10 protein-coding genes are annotated in these 20,040 nt (G+C 34.3%); 5 read left to right on the forward strand and 5 right to left on the reverse strand.

Annotated elements, in window-relative coordinates; all coding sequences use genetic code 11:
- Nucleotides 1-317: 317 nt before the first annotated feature.
- On the reverse strand, nt 318-767 hold the full coding sequence (gene ndk, locus RINTHH_RS02225; RefSeq protein WP_008232393.1) for a nucleoside-diphosphate kinase: 450 nt from the start codon (nt 765-767) through the stop codon (nt 318-320).
- 471 nt (nt 768-1,238) lie between these two features.
- Here ndk and speA point away from each other — a divergent pair, with 471 nt between their 5' ends.
- Nucleotides 1,239-3,272, forward strand: coding sequence for a biosynthetic arginine decarboxylase (gene speA / locus RINTHH_RS02230; protein ID WP_008232395.1), 2,034 nt, complete (start codon nt 1,239-1,241; stop codon nt 3,270-3,272).
- Nucleotides 3,273-3,737: 465 nt separating this feature from the next.
- Here the strand turns inward: speA and pcrA are convergent, their stop codons facing one another.
- Together pcrA and alaS are read right to left on the reverse strand one after the other, a co-directional pair.
- On the reverse strand, nt 3,738-6,074 hold the full coding sequence (pcrA, locus tag RINTHH_RS02235) for a DNA helicase PcrA (RefSeq protein WP_044304413.1): 2,337 nt from the start codon (nt 6,072-6,074) through the stop codon (nt 3,738-3,740).
- A gap of 547 nt (nt 6,075-6,621) precedes the next feature.
- Entirely contained in the window at nt 6,622-9,267 is a 2,646-nt protein-coding gene (gene alaS / locus RINTHH_RS02240; RefSeq protein WP_008232405.1) for an alanine--tRNA ligase, read from the reverse strand.
- A gap of 1,983 nt (nt 9,268-11,250) precedes the next feature.
- On the opposite strand from alaS, the gene RINTHH_RS02245 reads away from it, so the two are divergent.
- Complete coding sequence (locus RINTHH_RS02245; RefSeq protein WP_008232408.1) at nt 11,251-12,255, forward strand: diguanylate cyclase; 1,005 nt, start codon at nt 11,251-11,253, stop codon at nt 12,253-12,255.
- A 1,965-nt stretch (nt 12,256-14,220) separates the two neighbouring features.
- Here RINTHH_RS02245 and RINTHH_RS02250 read toward each other — a convergent pair.
- Nucleotides 14,221-15,486 (reverse strand): glutamate-5-semialdehyde dehydrogenase, encoded by a 1,266-nt coding sequence (locus RINTHH_RS02250; RefSeq protein ID WP_008232411.1) that lies wholly within the window; start codon nt 15,484-15,486, stop codon nt 14,221-14,223.
- Nucleotides 15,487-16,523: 1,037 nt separating this feature from the next.
- Between RINTHH_RS02250 and RINTHH_RS02255 the strand changes: the two genes are divergently transcribed.
- The 3 genes from RINTHH_RS02255 (at nt 16,524) to RINTHH_RS02265 (ending at nt 18,479) form a co-directional block, all read left to right on the forward strand.
- On the forward strand, nt 16,524-17,015 hold the full coding sequence (locus RINTHH_RS02255; protein ID WP_008232413.1) for a YbjN domain-containing protein: 492 nt from the start codon (nt 16,524-16,526) through the stop codon (nt 17,013-17,015).
- Nucleotides 17,016-17,470: 455 nt separating this feature from the next.
- Entirely contained in the window at nt 17,471-18,148 is a 678-nt protein-coding gene (locus tag RINTHH_RS02260) for a lipoate--protein ligase family protein (protein WP_008232415.1), read from the forward strand.
- Between the two features lie 46 nt (nt 18,149-18,194).
- Nucleotides 18,195-18,479 carry a DUF3288 family protein gene (locus RINTHH_RS02265; RefSeq protein WP_008232417.1) on the forward strand — a complete coding sequence of 95 codons (285 nt, stop codon included), beginning with the start codon at nt 18,195-18,197 and terminating at the stop codon, nt 18,477-18,479.
- A gap of 960 nt (nt 18,480-19,439) precedes the next feature.
- Here the strand turns inward: RINTHH_RS02265 and RINTHH_RS02270 are convergent.
- On the reverse strand, nt 19,440-19,865 hold the full coding sequence (locus tag RINTHH_RS02270) for an NUDIX hydrolase (RefSeq protein ID WP_044304415.1): 426 nt from the start codon (nt 19,863-19,865) through the stop codon (nt 19,440-19,442).
- Nucleotides 19,866-20,040: the final 175 nt, after the last annotated feature.

Consider the following 20,040-nt stretch of genomic DNA (forward strand, 5'->3'; position numbering starts at 1 on the left):
ATACTTGATCTGGACTTTAATTATAAACATTTGCAATTATTATTTGATAATAATTTCTGAATAAGTCCGGCTATATTATTGATTATAATAGTTAACAGTAAAAAAATAGTTTGGTCTAATTATTTCTTAGTGGGAATTATATAGGTTATAAAGACATAGTAGGGTCATTATTTTGGGTTTTTATTGGTAGGTTAAGTATTTTATCAGTCCCACTACCCACTAATAGAATAAACCTGGAATTAAATACTCTAGATAGCAATAAATTGTAGGAGTTAGATAATAACCAACCCTACAATGGCCATTTTTAACCTTGCTAATTATTCATACAACCAAGTACTTATTTGTGGTTGCCAATCAACTAATTCTTCATCCTTAAACCATAGGCTAATCTCTCTTTGGGCAGTTTCTATAGCATCAGAACCGTGGATAATATTACGACCAATACTCACTCCAAAATCTCCCCGGATTGTTCCAGGTTCAGAGATTAAGGGATTAGTTGCACCAATCATTTTTCTAGCAGATGCAACCACGCCATCACCTTTCCAAACCATCGCTACCACAGGACCAGATGTAATAAACTCTACTAGACTAGCAAAAAATGGTCTTTCCCGGTGAATATCATAATGGGACTCTGCCAATTTTTTGCTGACATCCATAAACTTTAAACCCACTAAAGTAAAACCTTTAGTTTCAAAGCGTTGGATAATTTTACCTACTAGTCCACGTTGTACCCCATCAGGCTTAATAGCTAAGAATGTGAGTTCCAAAGTTGTCTCCTCAAATTAATAAATAAGTTATCCCTTCCACTTTGTCATTTGTCGTGTACAATTGACAAATTATTATAAAAATAAGTTTTTTTCATTTATACAAATAATTAAGTATTCTTGAGTATATTTCATTGGTAACGTGAATAGCTGGCATTAATACTAATTAAATTATTGCTGGAAACTGACCAAGTAATATTTACTATATTGATTCAATAAGTTGATGCTATATCCATAAAGATGTTACAAGAATCTGTCGATTAGTTAGATTTAGTACTGAGCATAACAAACCCGATGAAAAAATACAGAATTAATTATTCTTTAAACTTACGAAATGTTATATGACTTTTGACGTAAGGGTTTCAAGCTTCAACTACTTTTGAGTAAGTTTCTTTAAACCTTAAAATTTAGGTCTAGACTCCAGGAATAAGTTAAATTGTAAGCTTGTTGGAAACAAATACAAGCAATGAATAAATGGGTGTTGAATTAACAGTGACAGCTAATGATGTATTAAATTTATCTTCAAGCGAACAGAGAATAGAAGTGAAGCAAGCAAACCAACAAAAAGGTAATAATCAACAATCTTCCCCCAATACCCCCAATACTGTTACAGCATCTCGTATTTGGAAAATTGAGGATAGCGAAGCACTATATCGTATAGAAGGTTGGGGACAACCTTATTTTTCCATTAATGCGGCTGGCCATGTAACAGTTTCTCCCAAAGGCGATCATGGTGGTTCCCTAGATTTATTTGAGTTGGTGCAAGCCCTAAAACAACGTAACGTAGGCCTACCTTTGTTAATTCGCTTTTCTGACATTTTAGAAGACCGAATTGAAAGGTTAAATGCTTGCTTTGCCAAAGCGATAGCCCGCTATAATTACTCTGGTGTATATCGCGGTGTATTCCCTGTAAAATGCAACCAACAACGCCATTTGATTGAAGATTTAGTTCGGTTTGGGAAGCCCCATCAGTTTGGTTTAGAGGCTGGCTCTAAACCAGAACTAATGATTGCCCTAGCTTTGTTAGATACTCCAGGAGCCTTATTAATCTGCAATGGCTACAAGGATAAAGAATACATTGAGACTGCAATGCTAGCTCAAAAGCTAGGACAAACACCAATCATTGTTCTAGAACAAATTGAAGAGGTTGATTTAGTTATTAAGGTCAGTCAACAGTTGGGGATTAAGCCGATTGTTGGTGTGAGAGCAAAACTTAGTACACAAGGTATGGGAAGATGGGGTGCTTCTAGTGGTGATCGTGCCAAGTTTGGATTGACAATTCCTGAGATTATAAATGTTATAGACCAGTTTCGAGATGCTAATTTGTTAGATTCCTTTCAACTATTGCATTTTCATGTCGGATCCCAAATTTCTGCCATCAATGTAATTAAAGATGCCATCCAAGAAGCTAGTCGTATTTATGTTGAGTTAGGGTTATTGGGAGCAAATATGAAATACCTTGATGTCGGAGGTGGTTTAGCTGTAGATTATGATGGTTCTCAAACTAACTTCTATGCTTCCAAAAATTATAATATGCAGAATTATGCCAATGACATTGTAGCGGAGTTGCAAGATGCTTGTGCTGAGAACAATTTATCTGTACCCACACTGATCAGCGAAAGTGGTAGAGCGATCGCGTCCCATCAATCCGTACTTATTTTTGACATCCTTAGTGTCAGCGAAGTAAATTCAATCCCTCCAGAGTTACCTGAAGAGGGTGATTCCCAATTGATTTCTTACCTCTGGGAAACATGTCAACTAATTAATCAAGAAAACTATCAGGAATTATACCATGATGCAGCTCAATTTAAAGAGGAAGCTATCAGCCGTTTTAACTTAGGTATCCTTAGTATTAGAGAAAGAGCCAAAGCAGAACAACTGTATTGGGCTTGTTGTCAAAAGGTATTGGATATCACTAGAAAGCAAGAATACGTGCCTGATGAGTTGGAAGACCTAGAAAAAATAATGGCTTCCATTTATTATATTAATCTATCCGTATTCCAGTCAGCACCTGATTGTTGGGCTATCAATCAACTTTTCCCAATTATGCCTATCCATCGTCTGGATGAGGAGCCAAATCGCCGCGCAATTCTGGCAGATCTTACCTGTGATAGTGATGGCAAAATTGATAGCTTTATTGATCTTAGAGATGTTAAGTCAATTTTAGAGCTACATTCACTACAAGCTGGACAGCCTTACTATTTAGGAATGTTCCTAAATGGAGCCTACCAAGAAATTATGGGAAACTTGCACAATCTCTTTGGTGATACTAATGCAGTTCATATCCAACTCACTCCCAAAGGCTACAAAATTAAACACATCGTTAAGGGTGATACTATGGATGAGGTACTAGTTTATGTACAATATGATACAGAAGATATGATAGAAAGAATTCGTCAACGTTGTGAAAGAGCCTTAGAAGAAAAACAAATTTCCCTAACAGAGTCTCAAAAACTGCTGCAAACATACGAAAAGAGCCTCAGTAAATATACTTATCTTTGCAGCTAGTTTTTTTGAAAAGTAAGGTTACTAAGAAATTAAAATATACTAATGAGATAATATTAGTGATTGTAAATATGTAAAGAGAACAAAAGATATTTTGTTTACCGAACAAATATTCAGCCGAGAATGAATGATGTTGGCAATATGTGGTTTAACAGGAAGATGAATGACAATCTATTAGGAATATCCAGCGATATAACCATTATCACTTATAACTAATAATAACATATTATGAATTATAAGAAGGCAATACTAGCTACAATAAATGATCAGTGATGAATTAACATTTAAAGGGTGAAGTGCTTTCCATATCTTAATTAAGGACTATAGATATGTTTATCCAATACTCCAATATAGGTAAAGATTTATAGGTACATTCATACTCGCGAATATTATAGATACCATCCCAAATGACCATTTTATAGAAGGTATTCTGGAGTTCAGCGTGAAATAGTCAAAATTTAGTCAAATTCAATTAACCTGTTGTAGTTGTAAAGGATTGACAATTTTTTGCCCTAGATAATCAAATTTAACGGCTAAAGAAATTTTATCCCCCCCACCAAAAACATGCGTAATTTCACCCATCCCAAAAGTTCTATGTAAGACCTTATTACCTACCTTCCAGCATGGCATACTTGCATAATTGCTAATATCAGATGATTTAGGAAGAAAAGTATTTTTTGTATCTTTTTGACTTTTGCAAAACTGCGTTACAAGCAAATCCTCCGGTAATTCATTTAAAAATTGTGATCTTAGGGCGGGTTCTCTATAACCATAGAGTCGCCGCTCTTTGGCATGGGAAAGGTATAATCTATCTTGAGCACGGGTAATTCCGACATAACACAGGCGACGTTCTTCTTCCAATGCCATGGGGTCATTCATTGAACGGTAATTGGGGAATAGCCCTTGTTCCAGACCTATCACAAATACTATGGGGAATTCTAATCCTTTGGATGCATGCAGTGTCATTAAAGAAATTGCACTGTCTCCCTCCTTTAAATCATCTAAATTTGAATTGAGAGCAGTACTAGCAAGGAAATTTTCTAAACTTACTTCTTCATTCTCTTCTTCAAACTGTAGAACAGCATTAAATAATTCCCTGACATTTTGAAGACGGTTTTCAGCTTCATCTGTACCATGGTCTTTCAAACTGTCAATGTAGCCAGAACTTTCCAAGATTTGTTTGACTAATTTACTTACAGATAAGATATCAATTTCCCTACGCCAATTGATAACCATTTGAACAAAGTTTTTAATTGATTTGCTTGCTCTTCCAGCCAGATTATTAACTGATATCTCATCAACCAGTACTTCCCAAAGTGGTTTTTTCAACTCATGAGCAGCATTAACTAAATTATTAATAGTAGTTTTGCCAATTCCCCGCCTAGGAGTATTAATTATACGTAGCAAGCTCACCATGTCTGATGGATTAACAATGAATCTTAAATAAGCTAGTACATCTTTAATCTCTTTACGGTCATAGAATTTCAAACTACCAACCACAGTATAAGGGATACCTAATCTAACTAAAATATCTTCAAAAGGACGTGATTGGGCATTAGTCCGATACAAAATAGCAAAACTCACCCAATCTAATTCAGGGTTTTGGTTTTCTAGAGTACGAATTTGATTAATGACAAATTGGGCTTCTGCCACTTCGTCATCGGCCGTATGGCAGCAAATAGATTCCCCTGAACCCTTTGTAGCTTTAAGTATCTTATCGATCCGTTGTGTATTATTTTCAATTAGTCCATTTGCTGCTTGTAGAATATTCTCAGAGGAGCGGTAATTCTCTTCCAGTTTCACCATAGTACTCGTATATTCATCAGCCAATCCGTCCCCAAAGTCTCGCTGAAATTCCAGCAAAATTGTAAAGTCAGCCATTCTAAAAGAGTAAACAGATTGATCTGCATCTCCCACCACAAAAACCGAACGCTGGTTCCAATTTCTATTACTTTTTTTCCTTTCCCCATTAGTAACTAATTGCTGAATTAACTGATATTGGGTGCGGTTAGTATCTTGATACTCATCTACTAAAACATGATGAAATTTTTGGTGCCAATAGCCCAGTACCTGCTCATTTTGTTGGAATAATCTTGCTGGTAATAGGATTAAATCATCAAAATCTAGGGCATTATTTTCTGCCAGTTTATCTTGATAATGACTGTAGACTTGGGCAATTACCCTGCCTTTATAATCATTGCACTCTAATTCTAATTCTCCGGGAGAAAAACCCTGATTTTTGGCATTACTAATTGCATACCGCACAGAGCGAGAGTCGAACTTTTTGTCATCCAAATTTAACTTTTTACTCACAATTTCCTTAACTAAAGTTTGGGAATCCGACTCATCAAAAATGGAAAAATTGCGATTCCACTTTCGTCCCTGTTCATCCTGATACTTTTCGATATCAAAACGTAATACCCTTGCAAATAAGCTATGGAAAGTGCCTATCCACATCTCTTTAATGTAATTGTGCCATACTCTTGACTTGATTTTTGTTTTCTCATATTCCGGCAGAAAATTCAATTTCTCCCCATAGTCAAGTAAGGCAAGTTGTTCAGAGAATAAATTCTGCACCCTTTCTTTCATTTCTCTTGCAGCTTTATTAGTGAAGGTCACTGCTAAGATATTCTCTGGGTTAACTCTATGTTGCAAAATTAAATTAGCAATCCGATAAGTTAAAGTACTTGTTTTACCGGAACCTGCACCAGCAACAACTAACAAAGGACCACAAAAATGCTCTACGGCAAAACGCTGGTTGGGATTAAGATGGCTAAAAAACTGGGTGGTTGTTGATATGGACATTATAGTAAAAGTAAGTATAAGGGCTATGAACAATTCTTAAAAGACATCATTATTATTACTCAGAGCATCGCACTATAGTTTATATTCCCAAAAGAATTACTGAATATAAAAAGTTTTGGTCAATCAGAAATATTCCTGAGACCTAGCACAAAGTAATTGGTGATATTCGTGGCTGGGGGGCAGTTTTGGGGCTGCTCGGTTACTTAATGGCAAGTTGAGGAGGGCAGTTAGAAGCTTTAGAGTATAATTTTGATTTATCCTGATTATTAATCAGGATAAATCAAAATTCCAGGGTTTAGATTAAATATCCCTGCTCTAGCAGAAATCCATTGATATTAAATGAATTTTGGCAATCAAGGAACTAGTAAGGTGGACCTGCAATTTTTAGATATATTTAGAACATAATCAAACATGCATTACTCAGAAGTAAATTTAAGAGAAAATTTATTTTCCAGAAATTACAAAAGCTTTTTGCAGATATAATCTGCCTTCGTTCAAAAAAACACTAATTTATTACAAAAATTGAGAGACTAAGAGAAAATATAAATTATTCCAAACAAGCTTTTAAATCAGCCCTTGCCTTCTCCAAGGCTTCTGGTAACTTGTCCGCATATCTACCTCCAGCCATGGCCAAATTTGGTCTTCCACCACCACCACCACCACAAATCTTTGCAATAACATTAATGAATTTACCTGCTTTTATACCTTGATTATTGACTTCTAAGGAAAATGCAGCAACTAAACTGACCTTACTAACTTCTGTAATTAAACCCAAAACCACCGCAGCACCATTACCAATTTTCTGCTGTAATCTTTCCGCTACTATTTGTAAGGAAGTAGGATCTATATTATCTATTTGTGCGACTAATATCTTAAAGTGACCTACAGTTTCCATAGTTGAAATCAAATTATTAGATTTGGTAATTGCTAACTGAGATTTCAAATTATTTACTTGTTTCTGAATGTTTTTTAGGTCATGTTGTAGTGTGGTAATTCTTTCTGGTATTTCCTCTAGTTTGACTTTAAGCCTATCTGTTAAATCCCTAATTATTATATCTCGGGGGTTAAGGTAATCTAGAATTGCATTACCAGCAACAGCTTCTATTCGTCTGACTCCAGAAGATATACCACCTTCAGAAATTATTTTGAATACACCTATTTCCGCCGTACTGTTTACATGGGTTCCACCACATAATTCTATGGATATTCCAGAAAAATCAATTACCCGCACCATATCTGCGTACTTTTCCCCAAAGAGAGCAATTGCACCTTTGGCTTTTGCTTTTTCTAGGGGCATGATTTCTATCTTAGCGATGTGTGCTTCTCCAATCCAATTATTTACCTGTAATTCAATTTGGCTAATTTGATCGGGTTTTAAAGCTTGGGGATAGTTAAAGTCGAAGCGCAATCTATCGAAGGACACCAAGGAACCAGCCTGGGAAATTCTATCATCTACAACATTCCTTAAAGCCGTTTGTAGGAGATGAGTTGCAGTGTGATGTACTTGGACACGACGACGATAAGCACAGTCTATTTGGGCTGTGATTGTATCCCCTACTCGTATTTTTCCATGTTCCACACGCCCAAAATGAACATAGAAATCTGACTCTTTTTTCACATCTCTAATTTTGATGAACAAGTCATTACTGAACAAAGACCCCTTATCCCCAATTTGTCCACCAGATTCTGCATAGAATGGGGTTTTGTTGAGGACTACTTGCACTTCCATTGCTGCTTCCGCTTCTTCTTTAGCAATTCCATCTACTAGCAATAATTCAACCCGTACTGATGTAACCGTTTGGGTATAGCCAAGAAATTCCGTCGAATGGATATGGTCTGATGACTTATTATCTAAGGGATGTTTTACAGTTAAATCAATGGTTTTGTGAGAAGATTGCGCCCTTTTGATTTGCTTTTGCATTTCTATGGTAAAACCATCACTGTCAATGGTTAAGCCCTCTTCCTCAGCAATTTCTTGAGTTAATTCTTTAGGAAAACCATATGTATCGTATAGTTTAAATATTTCATCACCACTAATAATGGTTTTATCTTGATGTTTCAATTTATTAATAACTCCTGCTAATATTTTTTCACCCCTCGCTAATGTCTTTAAGAAGCAGGATTCTTCCTGTTGTAATTCTGTCTTGATTGCACTTTCCCTCTCACGTAAGTGAGGGTAGGCAGATTCACCTAAAATGATGACATTCTCAGCTAGTTTGGTAGTAAATTCTTCATCAATACCGATTAATCTACCATGGCGTACAACCCGGCGAATTAAACGTCGCAATACATAACCCCTTCCCACATTGGAAGCATAGATATGATCAGCTATCATATGAACAATAGCCCGCATATGATCACTAATTATCTTCAAAGAAATTTTTGTCTTCTCATCACTTTTACTATAATCAGCCCTGGCAATATCTCCAACTTTTTTAATAATTGGTAGGATTAAATCTGTTTCATAATTGTTAGGAACCTGTTGGAGGATTTGTGCCATCCGTTCTAAACCCATTCCTGTATCAATATTCTTACTGGCAAGGGGAGTTAAATTACCATTTGCATCCCGGTTAGATTCCATAAATACTAAGTTGTAGAACTCAATAAACCGGGAATCATCTTCTAAGTCAATATCATCCCCTAACTCTGGGTGAAAATCATAGTATATTTCTGAACATGGACCACAAGGCCCAGTTACACCTGAGTTCCAGAAGTTATCATTTATACCCATGCGCTTGATGCGTTTTTCTGGTACACCAATTTTATCCCGCCAAATTGCATAGGTTTCTTCATCTAGATCAAAAACACTGATAATTAGCCTTTCTTTTGGTAACCCAAATAACTCAGTGGATACTTCCCAACCCCAACTAATAGCTTGTTCCTTGAAATAATCCCCAAAACTGAAATTTCCCAACATCTCGAAAAATGTATGATGACGCTTTGTTCGTCCGACATTTTCAATATCATTAGTACGAATACACTTTTGAGAAGAAGCAGCACGGGGAAATTCTGGAATACGCTGGCCCAAGAAAATAGGCTTAAATGTCAACATCCCTGCAATGGTTAGCAGTACAGTAGGATCTTCCGGAATCAGTGAAGCACTTGTAACGATTTGGTGCCCCCGTTTACGGTAGAATTCGAGAAACTTCCGGCGAATCTCGTCACCACTGAGTTTTTGGGGATAGTCAGTCATAAGTATTTATCTAATGTAATATTCAAAGGATATGAGCTTATTCATTCATTTGTTGGTTAAATGATTGCTAATTGGATGAAAGTAGTTATTTCAAAGATCCAACTGTTAACAATAAACCCTACCAATAAAGTAATACTATATGCAATTAGGTACCTGTAATGGCAGCTAAGTAACTTTATGCTAGAGTCTATAATAGTTGAGATAAAAAGTTAATTTACCCCTACTCTTTTTATCCTAACTATTTTAGGTGAAAGCTTACCATTTCCTAGCAAGCCCAAAAATCCAAAGTAAATACTCAGCGTAATCTCTATTAGATACAATTTTTATTGTAAAAATAAATAAATCTTATTGTAGTCTTATGGAATCTACGTGAGACTATAAATAGCTTTGCAAGAACCTCATATCCTAGTTTAGGAAAAATACACGTTTTTTCTAGTTCAGGAAGGCAACTATTAAAGTTTTCACGTAAGTGTATACATAATTATTTATATATACATTTGGGCAGGCTCAATAGGAATGGTAAATCTATGACCCTACAACTAAAAATTCCTGAGATATTATTCATAAATATACTGAACTTATTAATACATCTATAGTTTAGGAATTAAGATTAAATTATGGATATGGGTAAATTTACTAAGATTATAATTTCAGAAATCTGCTTGTTTCCTAAAAAATGTAAAACAGGCAATTGTTGGTCTTCTAAACAGCAATATCATTATATGATTAAATTATCATCTTTACACTAAAATGCCCTAATCAATAAATTGGTTTTTAATGAATAGATTGGTTTAGATAGTTTTTGTTGGAACCATAACGAACCAGATACAACAGTAAAAATTATTCTATTGATAAGACAATCATACTTGGATTAGTTAAGCCAATAAAAATATTAAGATGTTTAGATAAAATAATAAAACTCTATGTGAAGAGATGACAAAACTAGAAAAAATCTAGGAACGCTTAGTCAAAGTATTGCAATGCTGCTACTATAGTAGATAGACTTAATTGAAAAAGTAATTTGAGGATATTCAAATACAAGTATAAAAATCGTAGTAGTTTTATACTATTAATCATTGATCCCTAATTTTTCAACATATATTATTTTCTTTTTACTATATCTAAGATATAGTCTTGATATTTTTAACCTCACTACTATCTGTACTAGAAGTTAAGCTATATATTTTTATTGCTCTCTTTTATAATTTTGTTGCTCAGGTCGTTACTTAAACTAATTATCTGCATTAGTAGTTAATTGGTTTAAGTAATATGTACTATTTCAATGGATATATTTTAGGTGAATTATATCATATACCTAAAATTCAATTCCTGATATTTATCGTATTATCACTGGTTAAAATTTTATATGAATTTTCCGGTAGTTCGGATTATACTTAAGTCCAAAATATAAAGTGTGTAAATAAACCAATATAAATTACATAATATTTACTTCTTTACGGTGAAAATATTGATTACCAGATTTGACCTGTGTAATTAGATATCAAGTATTTTTGCTGTGTTATTAGAGATAGTTCTACCCTGGAAATTGCGGTCACACTTTTATACCAGGAAAAAATATTCAGTATTTCCACTGTTTTAAATGAATAATGTCAGGACAGAAATTATGTATCAGAAATCAAGGTTAAAACTGCTTAGACAAAAAGACAAATTAAGAGGAGATAAATTAATGCCCAAGTTATAATAGTTGTATTGTTTGCACCGCAAATATAGGTTTATGCGCAGGCAAAAAGATTAGTAATCATAAAGTTTAAGCTTTTCAATGATACCCTGACACAGTTGAGTTGTGCTATGAATACACAGACGACATACTAGGAGTTTTATATACCTTACAAGGCTCTCAGTATTATAGTCATAATACTTGCATGCCCCATATACAGTGTTTATGAGGAATATCTACAAAAGTAGAAAACTTTATTTAGGGTCATTCCCAATTACAGTTAAAATAAGGCAAGAATTACCAAAATGAATATTTCCATTCTGGTTTTTGGAAGCGAACATTTCTTAACAGGACTTCCAGACCAGATATACTATAAGACCACATTCAATGTAGAAGTGATCGCTAATCTTAATCAAGCGGTTTCCCTCATTAGAACATCCCCTCCGGATATTATTTTAATACAGGCTAGCTTAGATGGTAGTATCACACTATGCAGTTGGCTAAAGGAGCAGGCAAAATTATCCTCAGTTTACTGCATTTTATTAGAGGATCGTTGTGAATTAATTACTCTCAAACAGCAGTATAATTGGGAATGGGAGCAAGAAATGAGCGCATCTGCACTTCAACAAGGAGCAGATGCTTACATTTGGCAGAAACCAGAGCAGACAGATGCGACACACCCTTTATTATTAGCTCAGCTTGCTGTTGGTGTACGAAAGGCACAAAAATGCCGGGATCTAATTCGTACCAATGACTTACTATCTACTATTGCTTTAGCAGATTCTTTAACAGAACTAAATAACCGTCGTGCTTTAGAGTGGGATTTGCCACGGCAAATTAGTATAGCTCGTAATAATGATACTCCATTCAGCCTAATTATTTTGGATGTTGACTACTTCAAAGGTGTTAATGATACCTATGGACATTTAGTGGGTGATAGCCTATTACAAGTTTTGTGCACTCGTATCCGGCAAAACTTGCGTTCCCAGGATACTCCTTTCCGTTATGGTGGTGAGGAGTTTGTTGTACTTTTAAGCAATACTCTTTTCCAAGAAGCAATGTTGGTAGCAAATCGTCTGAACCGAATAGTTGGCGAGCAGCCATTTGCAATCAATACTACTTTAGTAATTAATATTACTATTAGTTTGGGTCTGGCTTGCCTACAACCTGAAGATGATATGAAAGGTATAAGTCTATTAGACCGTGCAGATAAATATCTGCTAAAAGCAAAGTCCAGTGGTCGTAACCGTGTAATTAGCTATGAACATCACCGTTCAGATCCACCACACCTGAAATTGCTTTCATCTTGATGTCTAGCCGTATTTGGGGAAGTAAAAATATCTTAGATTGAAAGTAAGATATGCAAACCTTTTACAGTTTAATAGGCAAACCAAAATGAAACACCCTTATTAGTGGTTTAAGTACCACTCTAGTCTGTAATTTGATTACCTAATTACAAGATTATTTTTGTTATAGTTTAACTTCAATTATATGTATATATTCAGGAAATTAATATTAACTTATTATTTATATTGGCCTCTCATATCAATAAAAGATAATATACCAACCAATTTGTCTGTAGCAAGTTTTGAGCATGTAGATAACAAAATCCTTGTTTTGGAATATGAGCCTAATCCGAAAATTTTGAATATTGAGGGAACTTGCTAGTTTTATTGTTTATCTAGTCCAGTCATAAAATCCTAAAAGACCAGCTATTCTACAATAAATATTACTATACAAATATTACAGTAGCAGTTACATGTGTTTGCATTTTTATTATCTCCCTCTAGTTTGTATGATAATTGATGTTCATTAACAGTCAGTACTTGATATTTTCTAAGTACTAATTGGGATAATTTAAAACATAAAAATCTAGCAGTTAAGCTATTAAGAAAATGTATAGGCTCATTATACATAATTTTTTTCATTATGTTTTTGAGGAAAATTAATAATTTTACTTAAAAGAAACTTACTACCTTGGCAAGGGTAAATCAAACCATAGAAAGTAGCAAAAGATAACAGAATGATAACTGTAGGGGCTAATTAAATAGAGAAGAGCATTAAGAAAAAAGATATAAATAGTAGATTCAGGCTAATTTGAAAAATTCGTATTATTAGGATTAACTATTTCTTTGTATAACTGATACTGATTTTATTACCAAGCTAGAATCAATTCTAGGCTAAATATTATGAAGATATATGGAGGGTTAGTAATTTACTTCTAATGACGGTTACCTGGCCAGTAACTAATAAGTATAATATGTTGATTTTACTAATTTAATAAACTGAATTAGATTTAGATTGACTTATAAATTTTAGAGAATAGTGAAGCGATCAAATAAATTGTAACAGCCCTAGATATTCGGTAGCTATTGAGTCAGGACTACAAGATGTAGGGTAGTCATATTTAAAGAAGTCTTAAAACACTTAATACTTATTACATATGAGCACCCAATATTTGACTCAAAGTTGAATGAATAAAGCATTCAACTTTGAGTCTCTAAAGTTAGAGGATAAGATGGTAAATTCATTATTTTTACCTTGCAATATAAGTTGGTAAAATCTTAGTATTTTTTAGACTATTTAGGGGTAATACACTAATAGTAATTTGGCTAAACAAGTCTTAGGTTTGGTACTTAACAAAAGTGGTACCCCCTATAAGGTGGTTTCAAGATAATAACTATGAACTAATAGTCATATAGACTTGTTAAAATCTAAGAAAGAATTTATGTAATTGAGTTTTTTTTGATCAGGCTCTCAAGATGATTGTTGACTATGTTTTACAGATTCTCTGTGAATTCCTCAAATATAGAATTAGATGTTTATAAAGCAACTAAAAATAGTATTCCCCTATATCTGATTATACTGATGGCAGTCATACAACTTTTTCGCTACTTCGTTTTTTGATATCCTGGTTGCATATATTGCAGGAAAAGATTGCAACTTTTTAAGGAGCAATATGGTCAATTAGAGTGATATTGGCAGTAATTTATATGCCTCTAATATCCCCAAAAATATAAGGGGGAACTTATGGTTCGCAATCCAAACTTAAGTAATCCATCTATAGTCAACGAGTCTATTCTCTTTGAAAATATCGATATAAGATTCACCGAAAGAAGTAATTCAAGTCAACCTAAACACTCTATTCACTTAATTTTGATTCTAAAATTATGTCCAATTCTTAACTTTTGTACCATTTTTATGTTTGTTCATTCCAAAAAAATATTGGTCTAAAAGAAAACCATGTCTAAAATCTATGGGATAGTGGTCTTTTATTAAAATTGTCCATTACCCTGGATGATATGCTTGACAGTAGTTAAGCTCTCCAAATTAATTAAACCTCGACGGTTTCCTTTTTGATTAGACATACCTAGAAATATAGAATCACCACGTGGGGGATTACGGCAAAAACGGGGTGAAGCATTAGTATAAATAAAAGCACTGTTTACCCCCAAGGCGAATTGACAACTTTCTTGGTAGGAATCTGTAACAATTACGTCAGCATGACCACTACTATATTCATTAATCCAAGTAACTGCATGTTCTAAATTATCCACTAACTTGAAAGCTACTGTTTTATTTAAATAAGCACAACCCCACTCAGTTTCCTTTGCTAAATGTAGCTGGGGAAAGGCTTCAGCTAACTCTTCATCACCCCTTAGGTCAAAACCTTTCTCTTTTAAGGAATTACATAATGTTATTAAAGAAGATGGTGCACATTGGCGATGAATTAATGCTTTCTCAACAGCATTTACTGGATCAGGTTGGCTTGCATGACTATCAACGATTACCCAGTGAACCATTTCCATGGAGGCACTGGGTGAACAGTAAAGGTAACAGTTGCCCATAGCTGATTTTAAAACAGGATAGGTGGATTGTCTTGCGACCTGCTGAATTAGGCTAGAACGGCCGTAGGGAATAGCTAAGTTGATATACTGGTCCTGGGTAATAACGTCACGGACAGAAGTACCATGTTCCTGGGTAATAAATTGCAAACAGTCCTCTGGTAAGCAAGTTTCGGCAATTGCTGAGGAGAGAGCTTTCCCAATCGCGGCATTGGAGTGGCTTGCTTCCGTACTCCCTTTAAGAATAATACTATTACCTGTTTTGATGCATAAACCAGCAGCAATCGCTGCCAATTCAGGAAATGCTTCATAGATAAAGGCAATTACACCCAATGGCATAAGTTGAGAATAACTTTGAGAATCTTCCAATTGATAATCAGCGCCTCTAACTTTTCTTAGAGGATCTGATAACTTTCCCAATCGTTGCAGAATTTCCACAGTATTTTCTAAACGATTAGGAGTTAACTTCAGCCAATCTAAAATCAATTCTGGCACTGCCATTTCTCGACTGGCTTCTAGATCCAAAGTATTGGCTTCAAGAATTTCATCGGAAGAATTTCTGATTGATTCTGCCATTGCCAATATAGCGTAACTGCGGTCGCTACCTTTTGCAATGGCTAAACTTAAAGTAGCATGATAAGCACGCTTGGCACTCGTAATTATTTCTGCGTGATTGTCAAAAGCATCCACTGTCAAATTATTTTGGATTTTAGATTTTGATACATGGTTTATTCACAAATATATCTGTAAAAGTCTAATACTGAGAAATGAGTGGCAATTTATTCAACATCCGAAAGTCAACCAGAGTAATAGCACTAGTAAGACATCTGAAATTGTTGCGACTAAATTCTAGTGAGTAACACTATAAGTGTTAGTTGATCTTAGTATTAAGAACAACAATATAATAAATAATTGTCATGATTAATGATATCAAGTGATACTAAACACATGGCTTTCTTACACGCAGGAATTTATTATTTGCTCGGTGGCATTATTAGAATATAAAGTCCGTCTGTAGGAAATATATGTTTGTTGAAAATTTATTTTAATAGATAGCTAAGATTTTCAACAACAAGAACTTCCCGATAGTGGTGATTATAGGAAACAAATCCTATCAGCATTGTTAGATTAGAAGCTCATTGACTCTAGTGATGATGAGAGCAAGGGAATCAGTTGAGGGGGAATATTGAAAGAAAGATATTCCCAGACTCAAGCTTGTAACCTAAGCTGTACTTTGAACTTGTTTAATCTTAATGGGAAATTGTTGATCGAGAATTACCACGCTAAATTAATCTCCTGAAACTATTTCCGTATAAAAAGTTCAATAATCTAGAAGGGGCTTACACCAAATTATTGCTATGAAGTAGTCATTATGATTGTAAGACTTTTTCAAAAATATAGAAAATAATAGTCTTTAATATTCCTCAGAGGATGTTTGATAAAGTTCAGATATTCCGTGAATGCCTATTGAGTAAATATCTTAAGGTATGGAGAGAGATTAAAAAGTATGCTCGTACATAAAATGATTGAAGCTTGATACTAACAACTTCACCTATGTAAAATTTCAGTTTGTCAGCCTGCTATCTTGCTTATTTAGTTACCTTATGGTGTGGCGCTTATGTGGGATAATTCATGATCTACTCTTAATTTTAGTATCTGGACCTCGTGTCAATAAGCTAACTTGCAAGCTATAAATTAGGTTAGGAATAACTTATTTGAAAGGCAAAATCCTTATGAAAACTAACCAAGCTAATTTGGGTTCGCTACACAGTGAGGAATTAATTAATGAACTAATTTCAGATACAAGTAATATTAATCACATCGAAGTGATAGAAAATGTGATTAACACATTGGCAGAGAAGGGTAGTGCTATGGTTAGTTACCCTCCAAAAAGTGAATATCATTTATGGAAGTTTAATTATGGTAGTGTTAATGTGTTTGTCCAATTGACTGGCATTGAAGACGAGGATACTTTGACTGTTTGGTCTGCAGTATTGCAATTACCAGCTAAGAATGAAGACAAACTATACCGACAGTTGTTAGAGATGAATTATAGTAGCACTTTTGAGGCTCGTTTCGGTATTATCGATAATGAGATTGTTGTATTAGCAACTCGTGCTTTAGCAGGAATATCCCCTGGTGAAGTTTCACGTTTGGTAACTGTAGTTGCAACCATTGCTGATGATAATGACGAGGCTTTGCAATCTACATTTGGATTTGTGTAATAGTTTGTTATCCACTTAATTGATATTTTTAGGTCAATGAAGACTAGTTAAATAATAACGGTTGCAATCTAAATGGTAAAGCGTGAAACACTAGTATTAAGTAAACGGTCTCATTGAGAGCTCTCCTGAGAATATGTGTTTCCTCTGTTTTTTAAGTAGAGGGTTTCTCTTACAAGAAAATTAACCGGGGTCCATATTTTGTAAAAGTTTAGAGTTTAAAATCCTAGGATGCAGGCCTTTTATTTCAAGTTGATAGTTTGTTTATTACAGCCATATTGTGATAGCATTGGGGATGCCTTGACATTACTGAAACTCCCTGTGCTTTTTTTAGTATTTAGGTTGAATAGAATCAAAAAAACAAATTGAGTGCCAAATTAACAAAACACTGCGGAAATAAAACCTCAAAACCAGTTTGGAGATTAATTCCATTATTGGATGTTTCTGGAAATATTCAAATGGCAATTGATAGGTGGTTGTTGCAACAACATCAGTTTGGAAAGCACCCACCTACTTTAAGGTTTTATACCTGGTCGCCAGTAGCAATTTCTCTTGGTTATAATCAACATAAATACCCTCTGGAATGGCAATATTTTACCTGGCAAGGCACTAAAATAGACTTAGTACACCGTCCTACAGGAGGTAGGGCAGTACTACACCAGGGAGATTTGACCTATTCTGTGGTTACATCTGGATTGCCAGCTAGTCGTATTCAAGCTTATACTGAAATTTCCGAATTTTTAATTACCGGTTGGCGATCTCTTGGTGTAGATTTGCATTATGGTGAAGTCGGTAAGGGTTATATTGACAACAATAATTGTTTTGCTACTTCCACAAGCGCAGACCTAGTTTTGGATAATGGTTGTAAATTTATTGGTAGTGCTCAATTAAGGAAAGGTGACTTCATTCTACAACATGGTTCTATGGGCTTAAGTAGAGATCATAATCTTTTCACCCAGGTATTTGGCATGGAACCTAAGAGTGGTATACAACTTCCTCAACATTTGACAATAGAAAAAATTGCCAATGCTTTAACTAAAGCTGCCCAAGATTGTTTTACTATGCAGATTGATTGTAAACCTCTTTCTCCAGAAGAATGGAAACAGATTATGCATGGAGTAGAGAATAGAAATTAAGGTATATAACTCAAGGATTATATTCAACCTAACAGATAAAACTAATATGTTTGGTAAAGAACAAGAACATCCCCTATATAACCGTGACCGTCCTTTGGTAGATAATTTGTTAACATCTGTGGCAACAGACTATAACCTTGCGGAACTGGCCAGGTTAAGAATTCGGTATCAAGGGTTCCCAGGTGTTCTAGATATTCAAAGAGATCTAGATAAAATCTTGCTGCAATGGAGTTTAACGGAAGCGGAACTATTTACTAAAACCCGTTTAATACATGATACTGGAGGCACTTATAAAAGTCGTGGTAAGAAAGAAGAACAAGACTGGAACTAAAAAATGTACCTTTTACCTTGGTTTGAGTTGAAGCGGAACAAAACTTCCTTACTTCCTTAATTGATTGGTAGAAGGGCAGATATACTCTCATAGTAAGCATCTTCTACCTACAAACTTTCTATTAGTCAAGATCAAATCTTGACGTGAAGCAATGACAAATGCTAATACCACGTGTAATAACAACTAGTTCAAGAGAAAGTAACTAAGCTGAATAAGCTAATAGAGTGGAGAATAGTAAAAAATCCCAGCATATAGATAACTCTTAAACTAATTTCTGACTTGTAACTCTTAACTATTAATCTAAAGTTTTTTAAATGCTGGCCGTTCATTACGAATATTTGCATTTATTTGTATTACACTGACTCAATACAATTCTTATTAGTTTAATTTATCACTCTATAAAAATGATATTATTCGTAATTTAAATAGTTGCTAATAATACTTTTGGATTTAGATGACGATAACTTCTAAATCCATCCTTTTATTAGTTCCAGATAATAGAGAGTTATTGCTAAATTAGCATTTTAACAATTGCTTTACTTATCTATTCTCAGATTATCATAATTTCTTTAATTAGCAATTTATAGAAGGGATAGATGAGCTGTAATCGAGTTTATATACTATAGTAAAATTATTGCTATATACAATTTATGTTAGTCATAACATGCAGAAAAGAAGTCTTGGAAGTGTTAGGGTTCAATTCAGATTTTATAGGTATACATTTGCCTTTAAACAGTTGTAGAAAAGGCAATTACAGGGTAATTTTGGAGATGATTAATTAAATTGTGTATGCTATAGAAATGGAGTTTAAGAAAGTTAAGAATGTTCAGCAAGATTAGAGAATTTTTATAATCTTCCTTGACGTTCAATTTAACCATTCTTGTAAAGAAATTAAGAAAGAGCAAGTCATTAGCTTTTCTTTACTTAGTTAGGGCTATGTTTTCATGTTTCTTATCAATATTATTCCATAAAATCTAAGAGAATACGTTGGTGTATTAGTCCTAATGGCCTAATTTGTCGAGCAACGGCAGAATAACAGTTACCACGATATACATCTTCTAAGGGAACTAAACCCATATCCCAACCTTCATTGAGAGTGAGTTTGTCTAGTTCAACTAATAATGGTGCATGGAAAACATGACGAATTACCTTGTCATCAGAGTAAATACCAAACTCAGAAAAAGTTGCTGGTAATTCATAATTAATTTCTTCTAGTAACTCTCTTTTAAGAGTTTCACATGGAGTCTCCCCATCTTCCATGTGTCCTCCAAAGAACCCCCAATAACCTGGGTAGAGAATACCTGGTATATTTTCTCTTAGTTGCATTAAAAACTTTTTATCTTGATAAAGAATGGCGACTGCGACAGATACTGGTTGATGTTTCATAATAATTATAGCAACATATTTGAATTATTAGGTTAGATATTATTGTTAGGAATTAATCCAGAATTTAAGCTAAAATTTCTCACCAAGATTTGTTTTTGAGGGTTCTTTTATACTGACATAAAATCAAAGTTCTATATATTTAGTGGCAGCAATCATTAAACGGTTATCAAAATCT

This window comes from Richelia intracellularis HH01 (genome assembly GCF_000350105.1).
In the GTDB taxonomy this organism is placed as follows: domain Bacteria; phylum Cyanobacteriota; class Cyanobacteriia; order Cyanobacteriales; family Nostocaceae; genus Richelia; species Richelia intracellularis.

Bases quoted from the DNA above. Each gene is read 5' to 3' on its own strand.
- speA (WP_008232395.1), top strand. From the start codon at position 1,239: ATGGGTGTTGAATTAACAGTGACAGCTAATGATGTATTAAATTTATCT.
- pcrA (WP_044304413.1), bottom strand. From the start codon at position 6,074: ATGTCCATATCAACAACCACCCAGTTTTTTAGCCATCTTAATCCCAAC.
- alaS (WP_008232405.1), bottom strand. From the start codon at position 9,267: ATGACTGACTATCCCCAAAAACTCAGTGGTGACGAGATTCGCCGGAAG.
- RINTHH_RS02245 (WP_008232408.1), top strand. From the start codon at position 11,251: ATGAATATTTCCATTCTGGTTTTTGGAAGCGAACATTTCTTAACAGGA.
- RINTHH_RS02255 (WP_008232413.1), top strand. From the start codon at position 16,524: ATGAAAACTAACCAAGCTAATTTGGGTTCGCTACACAGTGAGGAATTA.
- RINTHH_RS02260 (WP_008232415.1), top strand. From the start codon at position 17,471: ATGGCAATTGATAGGTGGTTGTTGCAACAACATCAGTTTGGAAAGCAC.
- RINTHH_RS02265 (WP_008232417.1), top strand. From the start codon at position 18,195: ATGTTTGGTAAAGAACAAGAACATCCCCTATATAACCGTGACCGTCCT.
- RINTHH_RS02270 (WP_044304415.1), bottom strand. From the start codon at position 19,865: ATGAAACATCAACCAGTATCTGTCGCAGTCGCCATTCTTTATCAAGAT.